The sequence below is a fragment of the Antarctobacter aquimaris genome (genome assembly GCF_900184945.1).
Classification (GTDB): Bacteria; Pseudomonadota; Alphaproteobacteria; order Rhodobacterales; family Rhodobacteraceae; genus Maliponia; species Maliponia aquimaris.
On record NZ_FXYF01000009.1, the window covers coordinates 72,857 to 89,438 of the forward strand.

Genomic DNA, 16,582 nt, shown 5'->3' on the forward strand with positions numbered 1-16,582 from the left:
GGATCACCTCATGTAGCTCGAGCGCACCGTGCGTCGGCGCGGCGTCGTTCGGGTTGGGACGGACGGCGCCGCTGCCGCGCCGGCCTCGGGCCCGTCCTGCTTCGCCACACCGAGTTGTGCCTCCAGATCGGCCCACCGCGCCTCGGGCCAGCGATCCGCCCCAAGGATCCACGCGGCCGCGCGGGCATAGACCCGGGTGTCCAGCGCCTCGTTGCGCTCACGGAGCTTCTGCCATTCGAGCCGCGTGAAGCCACGCTTGCCCTTCACCGTCACCAGTTGCTCGGCGGTCAGCTGCTTCAGCCATTCGCCGTCCGCCCAGTCCGGCAGGTGGATCGTGCCGGGCGGACACAGCGCGCCCGCCGCCTGGTCCTCCCTCGTCGGCCGGTCCTGCCGCAGGAAGCGATAGGTCTCGGCCTTGAAGGTCGAGGTCGCCACCGTCCAGAGCCGGGCACCGCGCCGCAGCCGTTTGCCGGCGACTGTCGCATCGACATAGGTCGGCCCGGTCACCGGGCTTGTCCGGGTGAACCCCTCCACGCCCTTCACCGGCGCCACCTGCGCGAAGCCCACCTGGCGCGACCAGGCGTAGACGGCGCTGGTCTCGTAGCCGGTGTCGATCGCCAACCGTGCCAGCGTCATCGGCTGACCGGAGGCGTGTGCCCATGTCTGGCCGAGCAGGCCCGTCAGCTGCTGCCAGCAGGCCGGATCGCCGGGACCGCCGTCGAGCACGAGGTGGTCCACGAGCCAGCTTTCCAACCCGCGGCCCCAGGCCCAGACATCGACCTCGATGCGGTCCTTCTGCACGTCAACGCCCGCGGTCAGGAACAGCCCCCGTTCTGGTACCGTGCCTGGAGCCCACGCCTCGCGCCGGTCCGCCAGCCGCTGCCAGTCGGGGGCCTCGCCGGTCTCCATCCAGGTCTCGCCGAGGATGGTGTTCCGGAAAGCCCGCATCGCCTCGTCGCTGCCCCGTGCCGCCTCATGTGCCCGCGCGATCCGCTGCCAGCTGAGCCACCCGACCGGCGAGTAGAGCGCCGACAGATGGTAGCCGACCGTGGTCGGATCGGCGGCGGTGGCGGTCGCCCGCCACTCGCCGCGCTCGAGCATCCGCGTCTTGTTGTGCTCCGCGATGGGCCGCTCGCAGCCCTCGCAGTGATATTCCGCCGTCTCCGGACGACCCTTCTGCCAGCGCAGCCGTTCGAACTTGAGCCATTGCGCATGGCCACAGTGCGGGCACGGCACGAAGAACCGGCGCTGGTCGCTGGCCTCGTACTCGCGCTCGATCCGGCTCAGCCCCCGGATGGTGGGCGTCGAGACCAGGAACACCTTGCGCCGATGGGCGAAGGTCAGCGACCGCGCTTCCGCCAGCGTTACCGGGTCGCCTTCCTCGTCGGCCGAGGCCGGATAGGCGTCGACCTCGTCGAGGAAGATGTAGCGCGCCGGGGTGGACCGCAGCCCGACCGCCGAGTTGGCGCCGGTCATGATCAGGATGCCGCCGGCAAACTCCTTCGATAGCATCGTGTTGCCCGCATCCCGCGAGCGGGCGGGCTTCACCCGCTCCCGCAGGTCCGGGCTCTCGTCGATCAGCGGATCGATCCGCTGGCGCGAGTTGCGCTTGGCCAGTTCCACGGTCGGCTGGACCGCGAGCATCGGCCCCGGCGCCTGGTGGATCACGAAGCCGATCCAGTTGTTGCCGGCCTCGGTCGCGCCAACCTGCGCGGCCTTCATGAACACGATGCGCTGGGTCGGATCGCCGGGCGAGAGCCGGTCCATGATCTCGCGCATGTAGGGCGTGCGCGCGGTCCGGTACTGCCCCGGCTCGGCCGAGGCCCGCGAGGCGAGTTTCCGGTGAAGGTCCGCCCAGCTGGAGACGGTCAGATCCGGGTCGGGACGCAGGCCCCGCGACCAGGCGCGGATCAGCGCGGCGGCGCCGTCGAACCCGATGACATCGTTATCCAAGCCCGGGTCGGATCTCCGCGAGGCTGTCGAGCTGGGCGCGGACATGGGCCTCCAGAACCTTCTGCATCAGCGCCGCCTCCACCTCGCACCCGTCCCCCAGCGCCGCGGTAAGCTCCGAGGCCATCAGCGCAGCAACCCGCGCGGGCCACGTCACCCAGGCGTCGCGTTCGTCGCGCGCGAGCCGGAACATCAGCGTCTCCGCCCGGGCGCGGTCGACCAGTTCCCCCTTCAGCTTCTGGAGCCGGATGCGCCGCTCCTGCGCCTTCAGCACCTCGTTCGCGGTCTTCGCCTGCAGGAAGGTCGTGCCGCCGCCGACGGTCGGGACCGCGAGACCCTGTTCGCGCAGCGTGTCGCCGACAGCGGCCACCGCCGCCTCGGGGACGGGCTTCAGCTTCGGCGCGGGCGGCTTTCTCGTCTTGGACGGGTCCGTCGTCTCGGCGCGCCGGGCGTCGCTGGCCGCCGTGTTGATGCTGCCGTCCGGATAGAGAACCAGCCGCTCGGCCGTCTTCGCTTTCTGGATCGCGCCCCGCGACAGCCCGACATGGGCGGCGTACTGGCGCTCGCTCATGCCCTGCATCGACGGCTCCGATTATCATTCGAAATCATGCGCTTATCGAGTTGATAGGCGGCGCGGACAGAGGGAACGTGTCTCAAGAAGGACGATGCAACTCACCACGGAGCCACCACGATGACCACCCGCGCGACTGACAGTGAGACCGCTCCCGCCACCGGTTCGAGGGAGCGGTCGAACAAAGCCCTCGACGCCTTCATCGCCGCGAAGACCGAGATCGACGCGATGCTGGAGCGGCTCGCCGCCCTCAGCGCGGACCATTTCGAGAGCAGCCCCGACGAGATCAACTGGGGCCATGTCGGCACCCTGGACCACTACCGCGCCAAGCTGCGCGAGATCACCGACATGGCATTCAGCGAAGGCGAACACGCCGAGTGAAACGACCCGTCCCCGGTCCCGCCCGCCGACTGGCGGGCTCGACCTCGTAGAAGGGCCCGCATCCCGCGCGCCCCGATACGGGAGACGACAATGACCAAACTTTCCGACACCCAAGCCATCATCCTCAGCGCCGCCGCACAGCGCGAGGACCGCATCGCCCTGCCGCTGCCCGAGAGCCTGCGCGGCGGCGCCGCTGCCAAGGTGGTCGGCGCGATGCTCGCGAAGAACTTCCTGCAGGAGGTCGACGCCGACATGCGCAATGGCGAGCCCGTCTGGCGCGAGACCGGCGACGGCCACGGCGTCACGCTGGTCGCCACCGACGCGGGCCTCGCCGCCATCGGCATCGAGACCGAGGACGGGAAAACCGCGCCTGCGGGCGCGACGGACGCGCCGACCGAGGAGCCCGCGCCGGACACCCCCACCGAACCGAAGGCCGCGCCCAAGACGCGCACACCGCGCGAGGGAACGAAGCAGGCCACCCTGATCGCCATGCTGCGCGCGCCGGACGGCGCGACCATCGAGGAGATCATGGCCGCCACAAACTGGCAGTCGCATACGGTTCGCGGCGCGATGTCCGGCGCGCTCAAGAAGAAGCTCGGGCTCGAAGTGACCTCGGAGAAGGTCGAGAACCGGGGGCGCGTGTACAAACTCCCCGCAGCCTGACGCACCAGACCCCAACAAGTTGATGGCCGCCGTCCCGCCGGGGCGGCGGTCGATCATTTGGCGCTCCGCATCCGGATCGCCTCGAATACCCGCCGCAAGGCGAAGGAACGGGCGATCGACACGATGGTGAAGATGGCGCCCATCTTCAGGTTCTGCGCCAGCGTCGTGTGCAGTCCGAAGATCGGGAAGATCAAGATCTGCGTGACCACCGCGACGCCGTAGCCGACGATCACGTTGACGACGGACTCGACCAGCGACATGAGGCGGGACTGCTTCATGTCGCCGCCTCACTCATCGGCCAGCAGTTCAGCCGCCAGAGTTCGCAGCGCATGCGCCGCAACCAGCGGGACCACGCCGTTCCCACAGAGGCGAAGCCGGTCCACCCGGTGGGCCAGCCCATCAGCGCCTCGACGAACAGCGGGTTCAAGGTCCGGCGCGCATCGGAGGTATCGCGCCCAGCCATCGGCGTCACCAGGACCTGGCGGCCAAGCAGGCCGTTCACAGGCGTGTTCGCAAGGCTCGTCGCCCCGTCCTTGTGATCGCATGCCGTCGGCGTCATCCACATCTGACTGGCATGGGTCAGATCGGCTGTCTTCCGATTGCCCGCGCTCGGCTTGTTTCCGTCCGTTGCCATCGGGGTCGGCCAATCCCGCGCCATCTGGTCCAGGCCCTTCTCGTCGCGCCGGTCGCCGCCCCGGCTTCGAAAGCTGTCGATCTGCGGCGTCGGCCACATCGCGGCCGTCGTCGCCAGATTCATCCCGTGCTGGCCCGCTTCCTGCGACGGCGTCGGCTTCGTCTGCCGGTTCTCGTTCGCGCTGGCCCTCGGCGTCGGCCAGAGCCGCAGCATCTCCGTCCGGTTCCCGCCACTTGACCGGGTGCCAGAGCAGGCGCGCGGGGTCGGCCAAGTCATCCCCCTCCCGGATGGCGAGGATGAACAGCCGCTCGCGCTTGTGGGGCGCGCCGACTTCCGCCGCCGTGAAGAGGCCTGCCGCAAGGCGGTAGCCCATGCCGACCAGTCCTGCGGCGACTTCGGGGAAGCCGAGGCGGAGATGATGGGCGACATTCTCGAGGAACACGAACGGCGGCTCGACCTCTCCAATGATCCGGGCGACATGCGGCCAGAGATGGCGCGGGTCGTCCGCGCCCCGCCGCTTGCCCGCGACGGAGAACGGCTGGCACGGATAGCCCGCAGTGACGATGTCCACTGCGCCGCGCCAAGGGCGGCCGTCGAAGGTGGCAACGTCGTCCCAGACAACAGCCTGATCCAGGGACGCGTCTTCCATCCGCGCCACGAGAGTGGCTGCGGCAAAGGTTTCCCGTTCGACATGGCCCACAGCACGATATCCGGGGAGGGCGATGGCGAGCCCGAGGTCGAGCCCGCCCGCGCCAGAGCAGATGGAGAGGCCGAAGAGGCATGCGTCTCCGGCTCCGGAAGCGTCTCCGGAGGAAGGTAGAGCCAGGTCATGCATGTCACGCGGCGGTCTTGCGCTTTCGCGCGGGTTCGGGGGCGGCGTCCATGTCCGGCGTATCGGCCGGGGCGTCGTCACCAAGCCGCTCGTTTCTCACCTCGGCGAAGGTTCGGCCATCCCCGTCTAGGATCGCGTCCTTGCCGGTGTCGACCTGCCACCGCTCCACGGCGACATCGACGTAGGCTGCGCTGATCTCCATCGCGAAGACGCGGCGGCCATTCGCTTCGCCCGCCATGATCTGCGATCCGGAGCCGCAGAACGGCTCGTAGCAGAGCCCGCCCCGCGCTACGTGCTGGCGCATCGGAATGCCGAAGGCATCGAGCGGTTTCGGCGTCGGGTGGTCGGGCCGGTCGTCCTTGGCGAAGCTGGGCAGCGCCCATGTCGAAGGCAGCGTTTCCTCGGCCACCTTCGGCGGGCGGTTCGGACGGCGCCAGCCCATGAAGCAGGGCTCATGCTTCCATAGATAGTGCGACCGCGTGAGTACCCCTCGGTCTTTCACCCAGATGATCTGCTGATGGACGAAGGCGCCCGCCTTTTCCCAGCAGGCTTCCAGCATCGCCTGTCGGCGGGAGGCGTGCCAGCAGTACCAGGCCGCATCCTCGGTGATCGCCTCAGCCACGGCGGCGGCGATGAACCCGTCGTAAAGCTCCGCCCCCTGCGAACTGTCGTCCCAGGTGGTGCCGTAGGAGGCCGACCAGTCCTTGTTGCGGGTCGGATGGTTGGAGCCGTCGTAATCGACGAGATACGGTGGGTCGGTCGCGAACAGGATCGCCCGCTCGCTATTCATCAGGCGGCGCACATCGACCGCGCTTGTGCTGTCGCCGCAGAGCAGCCGATGATCGCCGAGGTTCCACAGATCCCCCGTCTGCGACGCCGGATTGCGGGGCGGCTCGGGGATGGTCACCGGCGGCACGGAGCCCCCGGCGCCACCTTCTTCACCGTCGTCTTCCGCGACGTAGGCCAGCAGATTGTCGAGTTCGCCGTCCGAGAAGCCGACCAGCGACAGGTCGTAGTCGTCAGCGAGCAGGTCCTGTAGCTCGGCCGACAGCAGCGCTTCGTCCCAGCTTGAGAGTTCCGTCAGCTTGTTGTCCGCGATCCGGTACGCCCGCCGCTGCGCTTCGGTCAGGTGGCCCAGAACGATCACCGGCGCTTCGGTCAGCCCGAGCTGCGTGGCGGCCAGCACGCGGCCGTGGCCCGCGATCAACTCGCCGTCCTCGCCGACGAGGCAGGGCACGGTCCAGCCGAACTCGGCCATGCTGGCGGCGATTTTTGCGACCTGGTCGGGCCCGTGCACCTTCGCGTTCTTCGCGTAGGGTTGGAGGCGCGCAAGCGGCCACATCTCGATCCGCTCGGGGGCGAAGGCGAGGTTCATGCAGGTTCCTGTCGATGATAGGTCGGCATCCGCCGGGCTGGACTCCGGCGCGATGGGGTCCGCCGGCTTCCGGCTGGACTCCGGCATCCGCGGGGTATCCACCCCGCGCGGCGGGTCAGATGCTTGAATTCACGAGGGTTTCGTGGCGTCGCGGGTGGACGCTAGACTCCGGTGGCTTCCCAAAAATCTGGCCCTGTCGCTGGCGAAATGCCGAGCCAAGCCCGCCAGCATACGTTTCGGCCCGGAAAGGAACCGGAAAACAACGACTTGGCGGCCTGGACTCTGACTGGACCCCGGAAGCCACCCCCGGTGTCCAACTCGGGATGAGCGTCGGTTCGCCCGAGCGCACGACCCCGAGTATATCGTCATGGATACCGTCAGAAGGGCGATCCGTCTCGCCGTCCGGTGTCTCGCCGGAAATTGTCTCAAGGATGTTTCTGGGCTTGACCGACCTCCGAAGCCCGTTTGTCGGCGTTGACACCGACTAAGAGGTCCACAGTCAAAGCCCGATCTGCCGGAGCTTTCCCTCGCGCTTCGGAGACATTTCGAATGCCAGCGGAGGGTCAAATTCGCTCATCGTGCGTGTGATGCGTGGCCACTGCCATAGAATGAGGGCACAGCGCTTCTCGTGAGGCAGCGACAAAACGCTCTTCGGCATCACCAACATGCGAAGACCTGCGGCCATGAAAGCGCGCCGCTCATCGGGCACGCGCAGGATCCGGTGGTTCTCCGTCGCAACGATCCAGTCGCCAGGCTGATCACGAACCCAGCTGATCCATTCGACGTCTGTGGCTCTACGATCCATCACGTCGCTTAGTGCTACGGATCGAGGCTGCGGTTTCTCGGATGAAAGAAACCCTGCCATCATCCTCGCCATAGCGGGCGGGCAGTTATGATCGAAGAACACGTTGAAGCGGTTCATGCCGCTTTGCTGAGCCACTCCTCGAACTTGACGGCTCGAGAAACGGCGTGCCTCGGCACTTCATAAAGAGCCGCGGCGCGCGCGACACTGCCTTCGGCCTTCGCTGCTGCAGCCAGCGTGGCTGTTGGAATGGCCGTGTCCTCTTCAATGGGCTGCCCGAACGAACGAGATGGGTCGAGCACCACGCCGCTCGCGCGCCCCATCGGCCGCCAAACATTCGGCGTCAAACCATCGTACTCGACGTCCCGAAGGCTTTGCTCAATGATCGTCTTCATTTCCCGCTGATTGGTGAAAATGTTCACCAACTCGGGCTCACCCTGTTCTCGATCCAATTGTAGCAGGATTGACGCACCGTCAGTCCGGAAGCGAGCAGATGAAAACGGATGATCCGCCCCGATGATTTCTGACGCTCGCGACACCGCTTTGCGGAGAAGCTGAGCGCTCACTTTGCGCTTGCGGAAAGCATAGATTGCACGCAATTCGATGAGGTCTCTAAAGGAAAGCGCTACAGCATCGGATTGCTCGATATCCGGGTCCCACATGGGTGGGTGATGAACTCCGGTGCTCGAAGTGTAACCGGTTAGCCACCGGCGGATGGTCTGCCGCGGCGCCTGCGTGAGCCGGTGTGCGTCCCGGATGTCATAGATGCCGATGCCGACCAGCGCGTTCACAAAACATCCCCCGTTTCGAACAAGCGTGTAGCACGCTTGTGGCGTCCGACCATAGCCTTATGCGCTTGCCTTGCCGGTTCAGGCGCCCGTCCCACGAACAACAAACTGCATCGACCGCTTCCTCGGCACCTGCCTCCCGTTCAGCCGCCACACGATCACCGCGATGCCGTATTGCCAGCGCCGGTTCGCGGTGGCGCGGCTGATGCCGAGCTCCCAGCAGATCGGCTTCCACGGCTTCCGGTTCGCCCGGAGCCAGAGCAGGCGCGCATCGGCAGGGTCGAGCAAGCGCAGCCAGAGCAGAGCATCCTCGGCCTGCGTGATGTCGCGCGGTCCGGGCTTCGGCCGGCGGGTTCGTGGCTCCTGGCCGACGTGGTCGGCGAAGCTGTGGAAGTACTCGGGCCACGCGTTGAAGTAGCCCTGCGGCTTCACCTCGGGCAGCGACCGGAACACGTCGGCCGCGCTCTCGAGCCGGTCCTCGACCATGGTGGGCGTCCACTCAGCCATTCGCCGCCTCCCGGCCGCCCGCCCGAGGTCCATACAGCTTCTCCCCGAGCTGACGGACCAGCTCACGCTCCGGCCAGGTCAGCCGGTCGTCGTCGACGGAGACGGCGAGCACGCCTTCGTCATGCCAGCCATCGCGCTTCACCTGATCCGGATCCCGGCGCGTGCCGCCGTAGCCTTTCGGGTACCACCTCATCCCAGGCCCCCGTTCGTCTCGATCGCCCAGAGCAGGATGGCGATGGCGTCGGCCTCGTTGTCGTCGGCCGGGCTGAAGCCGCGGGCGCGGACGGCGGCGACCATGGCGGCCTTGTCGGCGTTGCCCTTGCCCGCGGCGTGGCGCTTGATCGTGCCGACCGGGACGCCCTCGTAGGGCACGCCGCGCAGTTCGGCCCACGAGGTCAGGGTAGCCATCAGCCCGCCGTAAATGTGGGCTGCGTCGGTGCCGGCGTGACGGCGGACTTCCTCGAACCAGATCGCGGCGATGGGGCCGGACAGACGGTCGAGTTCGGTCAGCCAGTTGGTGAAGCGCAGGTAGCGCATGCCGCCGCCGTCGAAGCGTCCGGGGCGAAAGCTGACCGTGCCGCTGGTGGTCAGTCCGTCATGGCTGCGGAGCGCCCAGCCGGTCGTCGTACCGAGGTCGAGCGCGAGGATGCAGGACCGGGAGATAGCGCCCGGCTCGGGGCGGACGTCCTGCGCGGGGATCGGTGTGTTCATCGTGAAGGCTCACAAGCTGTGGGCCTTCGGCTTCGGTCACCGCAAGATGTAGCATCCGGCGGTCCTCGGCCAAAGCGAAAACGACCGTCGAGGCGGCGACGGACGACGATCGACGCTCCGAACGCCCCGGTCCCAACCTCCGAACGCGTGGTCCCAACCTTCGAGGGGGTTGGGACAGCCTTTTATCGTTTTACACCAATGGCTTGACCGGATGTGGTCCCAACCTCGGTGTCCCCAACGGGGGTTCTTCTCTTTTCGTATAGAAACACATGTTCCCGACCTTTTCCGTTCTCCCACACGAATGTGTAGCAAAAGGTTGGGACCACGGGGTGAGGTTGGGGACACCATTGTTTTTGCACAGCTTTTCGTGTCCCCAACCCCCTCGGGAGGTTGGGACTGGGTTGGGACCACGGGGAGGTTGGGACCACAAGCTGTAGTAGCGCAGATGAAGGCGGCAGGTTACGCACTTGGCTGGGCACGGTGAGGAGCTTCGACCGACCGGACGTCTTCTTTGCTGGCTGGCCACTTGCCCAAGGCAAGCCCGCGTGCATCATGGTCTGCAGTTTCACAACACAGATACTTTAGCGAGTCACGAATGCCGGAAATCGACCTGAAGCGCGCTCTAAATGCCGTGTCTGACGTCATTCGGAACCGACCACGGCCGATCCGACAGTTTGACCAAATCTATATGAAGGCCGGCGACATGGTCATGCAGAGCGAATTTGTAGCTAGGTGGGCGGATGGAAAGCGGCTTGTATTCATCGGAGACGGTGACGCCATCAGCGTGTGTGTCGCCTACATGCACAGCCGCGGCGTGCTTTCCTATGGTCCATCGAAAACCGTGGTCCTCGATTTCGACGAAAGGATTGTCAATGCCATTAAACGGTTTGCCGACAATGAGCGTATCGAAAATCTCGACGCGCAATTGTACAATGTGTTGGACGCAATCCCGGACAGGTTACCTGATTTCGACTGCTTCTATACCAATCCACCGTGGGGACAGTACAACAGCGGCGAAAGCATAAACCTTTTCGTCGACCGAGGTGTGGAGGCAATCAGCAATTGCGGCGAAGGGCTCGTTGTAATCGCCGACGACAGTGATCTTGATTGGCCGCAGGAGGTGTTAGCCGAGGTGCAGCAGCACGCGTCCAGGCGCGGCTTCTTCGTTGCGCGAATGCAGCCCGAGTTGCATGTCTACCACCTAGACGATGCGCCGGACCTAAAGTCGTGCAATCTGCTCTTTCGCTCAAGGCCGCGCAATTCGTCGGAACGTGACAGCCGGCCGGTGACAGACCAGCAGCGGTTGGAGAACTTCTACGGTCGTGCGAAGATCCCGCGTGTACGGTATGTACGGGAGCTGAAGGCTCTGAATTATGGAGAAGCCCAAGAGTCGGAATACAAACTAGAGTTGTTGGAGGGGAAAGAGTGAACGAGATCCTCAAGCCCGGAGCTGGCATCCTGTTCATGAAGGTCGGCACGCACGCGAACGAGCCGCTGGAGGACATCATCAAGCGCAAGCAGAAGGAAATTGATGACGAAGGCTATGCGCTGTGGGGCTATGGAGGCAACACTTGCCACCCTATGACGATGGTCCAACCCTTTGCGGAGGAGCATGCAAGTGCCGGCTTGCCTATCGTACTCTGCATGCAGCCAATGGAATCCAAGCACTTCGCCGAACAGATACGAGCGAGTCAGTTCTCGCGGGACGGTATTCTCTGGGAGGATGTTCCAGCCGGCATCAATGCCGTCGGCTCCCGATATGCTCTTTGCATCAAGGATCTTTCACTGACGGACTTCGAACTGCCTCTGTCGGCGACAGAAGTTGCGGTAGGCCGCAGTGCCGGCCGGCTTGGCAACCAATACATCAAGGGCCGCGTCGATAAGGCCTGCCTGAATGTTCGCGACGAGGTGCTCCGTATGAACGACCTGAGCCAAGAGAAGACGATCAGCATCAAGCTGACCGCGGAGCTCTGCGAGCCGTACGCCGTTTTTCTTCGTTCAGATGTCTAGGCTCGCCAAGGTGTAGTGCTTCGATCGCTTGGCGAGGTCCTTCTGGTAGCTTTCGAGCGCCGATAGCACGTCCGCGACTGGCACATCTTCTCTGGAGCAGGAGAAGCAGATTTCGGCGGTCTTGTCAGCGCTCTTGTCTGCGCAGACCCGTGCGCGAACGGCTCTATGGTCGAGGAGGCCGAGAAGTCGCGCGAGCACTTGCTCGGTGCTGATTATCCGGCCCCGCAGCCCTGCAATCTCAGGGAAATCCGGCTCTATCCCGGCGCAGCTACATACGGCCCGCTTATCCCCCGTGGCGACCATCGTTTCCGCGCGCATCATGGCCACGGCGAAGAGCTGGCTCTCACCGACGTCGATGTCCAGGTCTTCCGCCAGCGAGATTTCCTCGATTGACGCTGCCAGCGATATTTCGTCCTCCGTGGGCTCCAGAACGGACACCAAGTCGAGAAATTCCATGAGCGGTCTGCACACAGGCTCGCCGTGGGTCCTGCTGAGCCTCGCACCCACGACATACCGCAAGGCGCCGAGGACCAGGACGGCCTCGTGTTCTACAGAAAGGGATGGCGGAAGGTGATCAAGACACTGCCACCGGGCCATCTTTTCAACGAGGTCATTGTCCACAAGGGCGTTAGCCAAGCTCGACGCCCCCCATCACAGCCCGCAGATACTCCGTTTCGTCGTCCGAATACGCCTCCCAGTCCAGTTCGCGTGTCGCGATCCTGTTAAGAAATCGCCAGACATCGTCGGGTCGCTCGTAGATCCTGGCAAGAGCTGCGTAGGTCGTTGCCCAGTCCGACGCTTGGTAGCCGTAGCACATGGCGAGTGTACCGGGCTCGATCCTCGAGTCCTCAGCCGCGCGCATGACCGCTGCCGCCAACACTGCGCCGTTGGCCGGCCCTTGGTCGAATTCGATCTGCGGTGAGGCTTGGCCTGTCAGCAGACGTAGAGCAAAGCTGTCGGCCTCGAGCTCTTCAGAGTCCGGGCTTTTCTCCTCAAGCGGCTCGGACATGTCGACCAGAGCCGCGTTCGGCGCGAGATGGCCGCTGGCAATATGGCCCAGTTCGTGCGCGACGTGGTAGGCCGTCGGTGCTGGGTACTTCGCGTCCTTGCCGACCAGTATCGCGAAATGATCGCCATGTCGGACTGACATCGCCACCATGTGCTTGGCGGAAAGTGGAAACACCCTGAGATGGATTACCGGTATGCCAAGCCCCCACGAGGCCGCGCAAATATCCTGGAGTCGCACAAAGGGTGATGCACTGAGCAAGGTTCCTCTAAGGCGAAGCGGATCAAGACCAATTACCCTCTCGTCGAAAGTCGCTCGGACGCCCTTGGACAGGATCCGCGCGAGGGAAATGCCGAAAGACGACAGGGCCGCCTGCTCCTTGCTTCCATAAGTCGAAAGGCCCTTGAATTTTGCTTCGTGCCTCCAGACGAAAGTCGGTTCTTCCTCCCCGAGGAGCGACTTCGGCGAAAGCCCCAGACGGCGCGCAACGGTAAAGCGCAACTCTACCTGGGCCGAGTTCGACTGCTCCGCCTCATCGCTCCACCAGCTTGGCCAAACAGCATCGACTGCCTGCCCGGATATACCCAGTGTCCGAAGGTCTTGCCTGAACTTCTCAGCTGTCCTCTTCAAGCGTCACCCCCAGTCCATTGGTCAAGAAAATCATCAAGCGCCGCCAGCATCTTGTCCAGCGCAACCGCCTCCATGTCGGGAAGCGACCGAAGCCGTTCCGTGATGCGCTTCAGTCCAGCCCGCTTATCCTGAATAGATGAATATTCAGGATGAGGCTTGGTGGACTCCGGGGCAGAAGCCGCCGCCAACAAACCTTGGCGAATCTTCTTGGCCGCTGGACCAAACCTGACCGATCCTGTCTTCAAGGCCCTTGAAATACTTGGCTGACTCACTCCGAGCGCACGTGCGACTTCCGACTGCGTGTAGCCGCGCTCTCGCATGAAATCGCCCAGTGCTTCCCGCAGGTCTTGCATGAAGATGAATATACATGAATAATGAACGAAACCAAGAGGGAGGTGACCATGCCTTTGCCTGGGGCGTTTTGCTGGACGAGGTTCGGTGCCGAAGCTGGGCAGGATTTCGAAGCAATCCTGGCTCGCAAGGAGCAAGAGCGACGACAGAATGGTGGCGTGTTCCTCTGGGGCATTGGCAACAACGTGGCTCCATCGCTGCCGTCGCTGTTCGAACGGGTCCGCCGGCCGATGCTCGCGTTCAGTCCAATCAAGTCGCGTGCGCAAGCACACGATGAGAGCCCCGATCAGATCGCTGTGTGGACGCGAGCCACCGGCGCAAATGGCGAGCCTTTCCAGATTCCATCGGGCTCGATGGTCATGAGCCGGTATACGCCCGGCAAGACAAGGCACTATGCGCTCGTCTGCCAATCGCAGCAGCCGCTTCGGTCCTTGGCATCGCCCGAATGGGTCTCCATCGGGGCGCTGAGGAATGTGAAGACCGGAAACCCTGTAGGGTCCTCTCAGGTGACCGCCGTAGTGAGCATCGACCCTGCGCGTGAGGAATCTGGCGCGATCTATCCGATAGCTTTCCATTGCGAATTAGCTGCCCCATACGTCCTTAAGCTCGAGGCACCGTTGGTCATCTCGGATGTCGCAATGGCAGAACGTGAATGGTCAAAGTACCGGGCTTCGAAGTGGGCAGAAGCCCCACAGCAGTTGCGCCTGGCAGTCTGAAGATAATCCATTGGAGAGCTTCTGAATTGTTAATTGCTTCGACGTAGGGACGATCATCAGGCCGCAATGTCTCGTCGATACCGCCACTCCCGCGGCGCTTCGCGCCCGCCCTCGTCGCGGCGGCGGTACCGCTCCCAGCCGTTCGCCTTGAGGTAGGCCGAGACCCGCATCTGATCGCCGCGCGTCCAGCGGGCCGGTTCGAGCCCGATGGCCTCCTCGAGGATCTCGCCGACCGACACATCTCTCAGCGGCTCCGGGCGCGGCACGCTCTCGGTGCGGGAGTTGTCGTAGTCGGGGAAGCCATCGGAGACGGTGCGGATCTCGTGCGTCAGCCAGTGTTCGATCAGGTCGTCCCAGGCGTCCGACTGGTAGCGGCGGTCCTGTTCCTCGCGGGCTTCCTCCAGCAGCGCCGGGTCGTCGATCCACCAGATTGCGCCGGCGCGGAAGCGGTGGACGGCCTCCGCCCAGAGCTGGTCCCGGTCACGCGCGAGCGCAGCGATGTCTATGGCGCCGCAGCGCAACGGCCAGAAACGACGATTGCCGGTCTCGTCGCGAAGGTAGGTGTCGGGGTTCACGGTGCCGGCAAACACGCACTGTCGGGGCACCTCGACGGTGTAGCGGCCATAGGGCGGACGGAAGCGGTCGGTGGTGCGGGTCAGGAAGGCCTTGATGCGCGAGACTTCGGCGCGACCAATGGCATCGAGTTCGGCGATCTCCACGATCCAGACGCCCTGCATGTGCAGCGCGGCGTCCTTCGACCCGAGCTCGGGCAGTTCGTCGGTGAACCATTCCTCACCGGCCAGCACCTTGATCGCCGTGGACTTGCGCGCGCCCTGCGGCCCCTCGAGGATCAGCATGTGGTCGGCCTTCACGCCGGGCCGGTAGATGCGGGCGATGGCCGAGATCAGCCAGAGCGCGCCGATGGTGTGGTTGAACGCCGTGGGCTCGGCGCCGAGATAGGCGCTCGTCCACGTCTCGATCCGGGGCGTGCCGTCCCATTTCAGGGTGTCGAGCCAGTCGCGGACGGGATGGATGCGCAGCTCGCGGGCGATGGCGCCGACAGCGCGGCTCACGACCACCGGGGCGACGTTGATGCCGCGGAGTTGCAGCCATTCGGCGGTGCGGATGTCGTCGGCGTCCTCCCAGGGGCGCGGGAGGGGGGCGATTCCGGCGTCCCACGGCAGCGGCTGGCGCACCACGATCTCCTGCCCGAACTCATCGAAGGCGAGCACGCCGGCAAAGGCCGGATCGGAGGTCAGTGCGACGATGACGTTGGCCTCGTTGCGCTCGGGCGCACCCGCGAGGTCGAGCCGCAGGCGCCTGAACCAGGAAGGCTTCGGGATCGGCGCGTTTGGATCGCCGGTGGCGTTCACGCGGCGGCGGAGCTCGGCCAGCTGCTTCGTCAGGACCGACATGCCGATCCCGGTCGCGGACTTGATCCGCGCGATGACCTGCCGTTCGGGCAGCGGGTCGAGCCTTGCCAACGCGATGCGCCCGAGCAGCGTGGACAGGGCTTCGAACTCGGGCGGATTGGTCAGCGCCTCGGCAGCGGCGATCAGGGTCGCGGGATCGTCTGCGGAGGCGACGACGGGTGTGACCGTTTCAGGGTCGACCGTATCTCCGGCCTGCGGCTCGGCTGCGGTATCTGTCTCGTGCGCGTAATCCTCGGCGCGAGCGCCGCGCTGCAGATCGTCGTTGAAGTCGTCGCCGTGGAGCGGCGCGACGATCTCGTTCGGGATGTCGGCCCGGTTCAGGCGGTCCGAGAGCGTCGCAGCCGCCTGGCAGCCCGCGTCTCCGGCATCGGCATAGATGGTGACGCGCCGGGTGCCCTCGGGCCACTGGAACCGCGCCAGACCGTCGGCCGACAGCGCTGCCCAGACCGGTGTGCCGAAGAGCGCCTGCGCGGCGAGCGCCGTCTCGATGCCCTCGGCGATTCCGATGTGTCCGTCCTCCGGCATCGGGAACAGGCGAACCACGGCGTCCTTCACGCTGCCGAGCATCTTCTTGCCGGGAGGCGCCTTGGCGCTGCCGTCGTCGAGCAGGAAGGTGCGATGGATGCCCGGCGCGCGCTCCGCGTCCGGCAGCCGCAGGATCGCGATCAGGCCGGGCCAGCCGCGGCAGCTGTCGAAGTCCGGAAGATCGGGATGGAACAGCAGGTCGGGCGATCCGGGATCCGAGACCCCGCGGGCGCGCAGATAGGTCTCGCCAGGCGTACCCGCGAGTGGAACGGCCCCGTCGACGAGACGTGCGATCTCGGAAGAATGATCCGGGCGCGCGCGCAAGGGCGCCGCCGGCGCAGGCCGCGGCGCTGGATGGTCCATACCCGCGAGCCGCGCCGCCTCGTCGAAGAGCGCGCCATCGCAAAGGCCGGTCGCCTGGGCGATCAGGTCGATGGGACCGGCCCGCTCGCCTGTGGCGTAGTCGAAGCCCCAGCCGGCATAGGGCCCGTCGAGATGGATGGTGCAGGAGCCCTCCTTCCGTGGCGGGCGCCCGGAGAGGTCGGCGCAGCGCAAGGAACGACGGTCGCGCGCCAGCCGGGCCTCCGGGAAGAGCCCCGGCAGCCAGTCGGCGGCCGTGCAGGCCAGCCGCTCCTTCACCGCCGCCAGATCGTGCCGGGTCTTCGGGACCGCGATGTCGTTGAGGTCGATCATCGCG

Annotated in this window: 19 protein-coding genes and 1 pseudogene; 5 read left to right on the forward strand and 15 right to left on the reverse strand. The window is 65.4% G+C overall.

What is annotated here, in order from left to right; translation table 11 throughout:
• Nucleotides 1-3 precede the first annotated feature (3 nt).
• Together MAA8898_RS16170 and MAA8898_RS16175 are read right to left on the reverse strand one after the other, a co-directional pair.
• Nucleotides 4-1,998: a phage terminase large subunit family protein gene (locus MAA8898_RS16170; protein ID WP_094022064.1), complete on the reverse strand. Its 1,995-nt coding sequence runs from the start codon at nucleotides 1,996-1,998 to the stop codon at nucleotides 4-6.
• On the reverse strand, nucleotides 1,946-2,530 hold the full coding sequence (locus MAA8898_RS16175) for a hypothetical protein (protein WP_094022065.1): 585 nt from the start codon (nucleotides 2,528-2,530) through the stop codon (nucleotides 1,946-1,948). The genes MAA8898_RS16170 and MAA8898_RS16175 overlap by 53 nt, the downstream gene beginning before the upstream one ends.
• 111 nt (nucleotides 2,531-2,641) lie before the next feature.
• Here MAA8898_RS16175 and MAA8898_RS16180 point away from each other — a divergent pair, with 111 nt between their 5' ends.
• Together MAA8898_RS16180 and MAA8898_RS16185 are read left to right on the forward strand one after the other, a co-directional pair.
• On the forward strand, nucleotides 2,642-2,902 hold the full coding sequence (locus MAA8898_RS16180; RefSeq protein ID WP_094022066.1) for a hypothetical protein: 261 nt from the start codon (nucleotides 2,642-2,644) through the stop codon (nucleotides 2,900-2,902).
• A 90-nt stretch (nucleotides 2,903-2,992) separates the two neighbouring features.
• Nucleotides 2,993-3,565: a DUF3489 domain-containing protein gene (locus MAA8898_RS16185; protein ID WP_094022067.1), complete on the forward strand. Its 573-nt coding sequence runs from the start codon at nucleotides 2,993-2,995 to the stop codon at nucleotides 3,563-3,565.
• 53 nt (nucleotides 3,566-3,618) lie between these two features.
• On the opposite strand, the gene MAA8898_RS16190 is transcribed toward MAA8898_RS16185, so the two are convergent.
• The 9 genes and pseudogenes from MAA8898_RS16190 to MAA8898_RS16225 form a co-directional block, all read right to left on the reverse strand.
• A complete protein-coding gene (locus MAA8898_RS16190; RefSeq protein ID WP_094022068.1) occupies nucleotides 3,619-3,843 on the reverse strand; it encodes a DUF7220 family protein in 225 nt (74 codons plus the stop codon).
• Complete coding sequence (locus MAA8898_RS26790) at nucleotides 3,840-4,412, reverse strand: hypothetical protein (RefSeq protein WP_245853442.1); 573 nt, start codon at nucleotides 4,410-4,412, stop codon at nucleotides 3,840-3,842. Before MAA8898_RS26790 ends, MAA8898_RS16190 begins: the two co-directional genes overlap by 4 nt.
• A gap of 115 nt (nucleotides 4,413-4,527) precedes the next feature.
• Nucleotides 4,528-5,034, reverse strand: a pseudogene (locus MAA8898_RS26795) (DNA cytosine methyltransferase); the annotation flags it as partial.
• Between the two features lies 1 nt (nucleotide 5,035).
• A complete protein-coding gene (locus tag MAA8898_RS16200) occupies nucleotides 5,036-6,406 on the reverse strand; it encodes a site-specific DNA-methyltransferase (protein ID WP_094022070.1) in 1,371 nt (456 codons plus the stop codon).
• A gap of 499 nt (nucleotides 6,407-6,905) precedes the next feature.
• Complete coding sequence (locus MAA8898_RS16205; protein ID WP_094022071.1) at nucleotides 6,906-7,328, reverse strand: PIN-like domain-containing protein; 423 nt, start codon at nucleotides 7,326-7,328, stop codon at nucleotides 6,906-6,908.
• Nucleotides 7,325-7,999, reverse strand: a complete 675-nt coding sequence (locus tag MAA8898_RS16210; RefSeq protein ID WP_094022072.1) for a hypothetical protein — start codon at nucleotides 7,997-7,999, stop codon at nucleotides 7,325-7,327. The genes MAA8898_RS16205 and MAA8898_RS16210 overlap by 4 nt, the downstream gene beginning before the upstream one ends.
• A 78-nt stretch (nucleotides 8,000-8,077) precedes the next feature.
• Nucleotides 8,078-8,503, reverse strand: a complete 426-nt coding sequence (locus tag MAA8898_RS16215) for a DUF6362 family protein (protein WP_094022073.1) — start codon at nucleotides 8,501-8,503, stop codon at nucleotides 8,078-8,080.
• Nucleotides 8,496-8,696, reverse strand: coding sequence for a hypothetical protein (locus MAA8898_RS16220; RefSeq protein ID WP_094022074.1), 201 nt, complete (start codon nucleotides 8,694-8,696; stop codon nucleotides 8,496-8,498). Before MAA8898_RS16220 ends, MAA8898_RS16215 begins: the two co-directional genes overlap by 8 nt.
• Nucleotides 8,693-9,214, reverse strand: coding sequence for a hypothetical protein (locus MAA8898_RS16225; RefSeq protein ID WP_094022075.1), 522 nt, complete (start codon nucleotides 9,212-9,214; stop codon nucleotides 8,693-8,695). Before MAA8898_RS16225 ends, MAA8898_RS16220 begins: the two co-directional genes overlap by 4 nt.
• Before the next feature lie 595 nt (nucleotides 9,215-9,809).
• Here MAA8898_RS16225 and MAA8898_RS16230 point away from each other — a divergent pair.
• Nucleotides 9,810-10,643: a bis-aminopropyl spermidine synthase family protein gene (locus MAA8898_RS16230; protein ID WP_094022076.1), complete on the forward strand. Its 834-nt coding sequence runs from the start codon at nucleotides 9,810-9,812 to the stop codon at nucleotides 10,641-10,643.
• Nucleotides 10,640-11,224, forward strand: a complete 585-nt coding sequence (locus tag MAA8898_RS16235; protein ID WP_094022077.1) for a hypothetical protein — start codon at nucleotides 10,640-10,642, stop codon at nucleotides 11,222-11,224. Before MAA8898_RS16230 ends, MAA8898_RS16235 begins: the two co-directional genes overlap by 4 nt.
• On the opposite strand, the gene MAA8898_RS16240 is transcribed toward MAA8898_RS16235, so the two are convergent.
• From MAA8898_RS16240 to MAA8898_RS25860, 3 genes are all read right to left on the reverse strand, one after another.
• Complete coding sequence (locus MAA8898_RS16240; RefSeq protein ID WP_094022078.1) at nucleotides 11,213-11,860, reverse strand: hypothetical protein; 648 nt, start codon at nucleotides 11,858-11,860, stop codon at nucleotides 11,213-11,215. The genes MAA8898_RS16235 and MAA8898_RS16240 overlap by 12 nt on opposite strands.
• Nucleotides 11,853-12,731: an ImmA/IrrE family metallo-endopeptidase gene (locus MAA8898_RS16245; RefSeq protein ID WP_141194877.1), complete on the reverse strand. Its 879-nt coding sequence runs from the start codon at nucleotides 12,729-12,731 to the stop codon at nucleotides 11,853-11,855. Before MAA8898_RS16245 ends, MAA8898_RS16240 begins: the two co-directional genes overlap by 8 nt.
• 125 nt (nucleotides 12,732-12,856) lie before the next feature.
• Entirely contained in the window at nucleotides 12,857-13,213 is a 357-nt protein-coding gene (locus MAA8898_RS25860) for a Cro/CI family transcriptional regulator (protein WP_141194878.1), read from the reverse strand.
• Between the two features lie 21 nt (nucleotides 13,214-13,234).
• Here MAA8898_RS25860 and MAA8898_RS16250 point away from each other — a divergent pair, with 21 nt between their 5' ends.
• Nucleotides 13,235-13,927: a hypothetical protein gene (locus tag MAA8898_RS16250; protein ID WP_094022080.1), complete on the forward strand. Its 693-nt coding sequence runs from the start codon at nucleotides 13,235-13,237 to the stop codon at nucleotides 13,925-13,927.
• A 56-nt stretch (nucleotides 13,928-13,983) separates the two neighbouring features.
• Here the strand turns inward: MAA8898_RS16250 and MAA8898_RS16255 are convergent, their stop codons facing one another.
• Nucleotides 13,984-16,578: a VapE domain-containing protein gene (locus MAA8898_RS16255; RefSeq protein ID WP_094022081.1), complete on the reverse strand. Its 2,595-nt coding sequence runs from the start codon at nucleotides 16,576-16,578 to the stop codon at nucleotides 13,984-13,986.
• Nucleotides 16,579-16,582: the final 4 nt, after the last annotated feature.